This is a genomic window from Sphingomonas sp. (genome assembly GCF_031372575.1).
Lineage (GTDB): Bacteria > Pseudomonadota > Alphaproteobacteria > Sphingomonadales > Sphingomonadaceae > Sphingomicrobium.
Genome location: NZ_JANMLM010000097.1, coordinates 1 through 4,036, shown reverse-complemented (window position 1 = coordinate 4,036; position 4,036 = coordinate 1). Strand labels below are relative to the sequence as shown.

5 protein-coding genes are annotated in these 4,036 nt (G+C 63.2%); all 5 read left to right on the top strand.

The window, feature by feature from the left end:
• Positions 1 to 385: carboxyl transferase domain-containing protein (locus RMN73_RS09795; protein ID WP_309603141.1), on the top strand; the 385-nt coding region annotated here is incomplete at its 5' end.
• Positions 386 to 395: 10 nt separating this feature from the next.
• Positions 396 to 821: a hypothetical protein gene (locus RMN73_RS09790; protein ID WP_309603140.1), complete on the top strand. Its 426-nt coding sequence runs from the start codon at positions 396 to 398 to the stop codon at positions 819 to 821.
• The gene (gene bioB / locus RMN73_RS09785; RefSeq protein WP_309603139.1) at positions 818 to 1,822 is read left to right on the top strand and encodes a biotin synthase BioB; all 1,005 of its coding nucleotides are present in this window, start codon (positions 818 to 820) and stop codon (positions 1,820 to 1,822) included. Before RMN73_RS09790 ends, bioB begins: the two co-directional genes overlap by 4 nt.
• Positions 1,819 to 2,250, top strand: a complete 432-nt coding sequence (locus tag RMN73_RS09780; protein ID WP_309603138.1) for a hypothetical protein — start codon at positions 1,819 to 1,821, stop codon at positions 2,248 to 2,250. The genes bioB and RMN73_RS09780 overlap by 4 nt, the downstream gene beginning before the upstream one ends.
• A partial coding sequence (locus tag RMN73_RS09775; protein WP_309603137.1) for a biotin carboxylase N-terminal domain-containing protein occupies positions 2,247 to 4,036 on the top strand: 1,790 nt, incomplete at its 3' end. The genes RMN73_RS09780 and RMN73_RS09775, both read left to right, overlap by 4 nt.

Genomic DNA, 4,036 nt, shown 5'->3' with positions numbered 1-4,036 from the left:
GCAGGTGCCCAAGGTCACCATCCTGATCGGCGGCAGCTTCGGCGCGGGCAATTACGGCATGTGCGGCCGCGCCTACAGCCCGCGCTTCCTGTTCAGCTGGCCGAACAGCCGCATCAGTGTGATGGGCGGCGAGCAGGCCGCGAGCGTGCTGGCCACCGTCCACCGCGACGCCGACAGTTGGGCCCCCGAGCAAGCCGAAGCCTTTAAGCAACCCATTCGCGACGATTATGAAGCCCAAGGCAACCCGTGGCACGCCACCGCGCGGCTATGGGACGACGGCATCATCGACCCCGCGCAAACCCGCGACGTCCTCGGCCTGGCCTTCGCCGCCTGCCTCAACGCCCCCATCCCCGAACGCGCGTCGTTCGGCGTGTTCCGAATGTGATCCTGCCGTGATGGAATCAACCTATCGGATGGTGTCGTCCTACGGCTGGGCGTTTTACCTGATCGGGGCCGCCTATTTCGGCTGGATGGTCTATTTCATGCGCTCGTCGCGCAACCGGCAGATCTTCCTGAAATTCAGCAAGGCCGACAGCGATATCGCGGCGATCGCGACCCATTGCCGCAAGCAGACCGGCTATATCTCCGCCGTCCTGACGCGTTACACCGCGCTGATCACGATCAACGTGTTGATCTTCAATTTCGTCTACAACGTAACCCGCTACACGCCGCAACTGAACGGCATGATGGGCGAGATTTCGAGGCCCGTGATTGTGCTCTATGCGGTGTGCGTGGCGTGCATCGTGGCAATCCTGGTGCTGATCTATTCAATCTTTGTCATCTGTTCGGAAGTGATCCGGCAAACCGAGGTTTCTCAATGATCTGTTCTGAAGACGCCCGTACCGACTGGACTCGCGACGAGCTTCGCGACCTCTTCGAGCTACCGTTCACCGAATTGCTGTTCCGCGCCGCCGAAACGCATCGTGCGCACCACGCGCCGGGCGAAGTGCAATTGTGCACCCTGCTGTCGATCAAGACCGGCGGCTGCCCCGAGGATTGCGGTTATTGCTCGCAGTCGGCGTCCGCCAATTCGGGCCTCAAGGCCGAGAAACTGATGGACGTCGATGCGGTGCTCGCCGCTGCGGCCGAAGCCAAGGCGGCGGGGTCGCAGCGCTTCTGCATGGGAGCGGCGTGGCGCGAGCCCAAGGATCGCGACATGGCGGCGGTGTGCGACATGGTGGCGGGCGTGAAGGCAATGGGGCTGGAGACGTGCATGACGCTCGGCATGCTCACCGGCGATCAGGCTCGCGCGCTCAAGACTGCCGGGCTCGATTATTACAACCATAATATCGACACCTCGCCCGAACATTATGGCAACATCATCACCACCCGCACCTTCCAGGAACGGCTCGACACATTGGCTGAAGTCCGCGACGCGGGGATGGCGGTGTGCTGCGGCGGGATCGTCGGGATGGGCGAGAGCCGCGAGGATCGCGTCGGGTTCCTCCATTCGCTCGCCACGTTGCCGCGCCACCCCGAAAGTGTGCCGGTCAATGCCTTGGTCCCGGTCAAGGGCACCGTGCTGGGCGACATGCTCGCTGGCGACCGATTGATCGACGATAGCGAATACGTCCGCACCGTCGCGGTCGCGCGCATTACCATGCCGATGAGCATGGTGCGGCTGTCAGCGGGGCGCGAGAGCATGTCGGAAGCGACCCAGGCGTTATGCTTCATGGCCGGCGCGAACAGCATCTTCACCGGCGACAAATTGCTCACCACCGCCAACGCCGGAGACAGCAAGGATGCGGCACTGCTCGCCAAGCTGGGGATGCGGCCGATGACCGCCGCCGAGCCGATGCGCGCGCTGGAGCGAGTAGAATGATCGCGCTTGCACTGGCGCTGGCGGTTCCGGCCGCACCCGCCGAGGCGGCAGTGATGGCGCCGATCGACGCCTTGTTCGCGGCATTCGAATCCGGCGATTCGACCGCGATCCTGCGCCATGTCTATCCCGAAGGACGAGTGACCGCGGTCGGCACCTTGGCGAGCGGGAGCAGCGGACTGCGCCTGTCGAACTGGACCGAATTTGCCGCGCGGATGAAGCCCGGCGGCGGGTTCAGGGAACGCATCACTAATCCGACGATCCGGATCGACGCCGACGTCGCTCTGGTCTGGGCCCCGTTCACGATCGAGCGCGACGGCAAGATCGTCAGTTGCGGCTACGACCATTTCGACCTGGTGCGCCAGGCTGCGGCGTGGAAAGTGATGAACATCACCTTCTCGACCCGAACGACGGGGTGCCCAAGTCAATGATCACCTCCCTCCTCATCGCCAATCGCGGGGAAATCGCGTGTCGGATCATCCGCACCGCGCGGGCGATGGGGGTGCGGACGGTCGCGGTTTATTCGGATGCGGACGCCAAGGCGCTGCATATCCGCATGGCGGATGAGGCAGTGCATATCGGGCCGTCCCCGGCGCGGGAAAGCTATCTCGTCGGCGACAAGATTATCGCTGCCGCCAAGGCGACCGGGGCCGAGGCGATCCATCCCGGCTACGGCTTCCTCAGCGAAAATGCCGACTTTGCGCAGGCGGTGATCGATGCGGGGCTGGTGTGGGTCGGCCCCAAGCCCGACAGCATCCGCGCGATGGGCCTCAAGGATGCCGCCAAGAATTTGATGAGCGCGGCCGGCGTGCCCGTCACCCCCGGCTACATCGGCGACGACCAATCGCCCGAGCGCCTGCAGAAAGAAGCGGAAGCCATCGGCTTTCCGGTGCTGATCAAGGCGGTCGCGGGCGGCGGCGGCAAGGGGATGCGCCGGGTCGATGCGGCGGCGGATTTTCAAGACGCACTCGAAAGCTGCCAGCGCGAGGCGGCGAGCAGCTTCGGCAATGCCATCGTCCTGCTCGAGAAATATATCCTCTCGCCGCGCCATATCGAGGTGCAGGTGTTCGGCGACAGCCACGGCAACGTCGTCCATCTGTTCGAGCGCGACTGCTCGCTCCAGCGCCGCCACCAGAAAGTGATCGAAGAAGCCCCCGCGCCGGGCATGGACGAGGCCACCCGCGAAGCGGTGTGCGGCGCGGCGGTCAAGGCGGCGCAGGCGGTCGAATACGAAGGCGCGGGCACGATCGAATTCATCGCCGATGCCAGCGAAGGTCTCCGCGCCGACCGCATCTGGTTCATGGAAATGAACACAAGGCTGCAGGTCGAACATCCCGTGACCGAGGAGATCACCGGGGTCGATTTGGTCGAATGGCAATTGAGGGTGGCGAGCGGGGAGAAACTGCCCAAGCGGCAGGACGAGCTGAGCATCAACGGCTGGGCGATCGAGGCGCGGCTGTATGCAGAAGACCCGGCGACAGGGTTTTTGCCAAGTGTCGGGCGGCTCGAATCATTTTCGCTTCGAATGGAGACATATTCGGAGGAAGAAGACAGACGCATCGAAACGGGCGTCGAATTTGGCGACAAGGTCACGCCATTCTACGATCCTATGATCGCGAAATTGGTCGTTTGGGCTGAAAATCGCGACGCCGCCGTAAGCGATCTCGCTAGCTGGTGCGAAAGCGTCTGGGTCTATCCAGTCAAGACCAATGCCGCTTTCCTTGCGCGTTGCCTTAACCTGACAGCGTTCCGCGAGGGGAAGGTCGATACCGGGCTCATCGGTAGGGAAGGGTCTGCGCTTCAGCAGGATGTCGGACCCTCTGTGACCCTCCTTCGCTGGGCCGCGAGCGAATTGGTCATACCGAATGCGATTTCCCAACCGGTGTCGATATGGACGATCCCCTTTGGCTTCCGGGTAAACGCAACATCTGTCGAAGACGTTCGGCTTTCTGTTGACGGCATGTCCCAGACTGTGAAGCTCGAGATTCCGTTCAGGCGACCCGATGACTTTGATGGACCGATCAAGGTTGATCACGGTCTCGGCTTGCTCGTCCAGGATGGGGGGCGCGTTCGCTATATCACATTCGAGCGCCACGAGGGCTCTTCGGCAGGATCGCTGGCTGGCGATGGCGCGATCATCGCCCCCATGCCGGGCAAGGTGACATCGGTCGAAGTCGCGGCTGGCGACATCGTTACCAAGGGCCAACGCCTGCTGAC

What these genes read in the sequence shown, in the direction of transcription:
- RMN73_RS09790 (WP_309603140.1), top strand. Translation starts at nt 396, where the DNA reads ATGGAATCAACCTATCGGATGGTGTCGTCCTACGGCTGGGCGTTTTAC.
- RMN73_RS09780 (WP_309603138.1), top strand. Translation starts at nt 1,819, where the DNA reads ATGATCGCGCTTGCACTGGCGCTGGCGGTTCCGGCCGCACCCGCCGAG.
- bioB (WP_309603139.1), top strand. Translation starts at nt 818, where the DNA reads ATGATCTGTTCTGAAGACGCCCGTACCGACTGGACTCGCGACGAGCTT.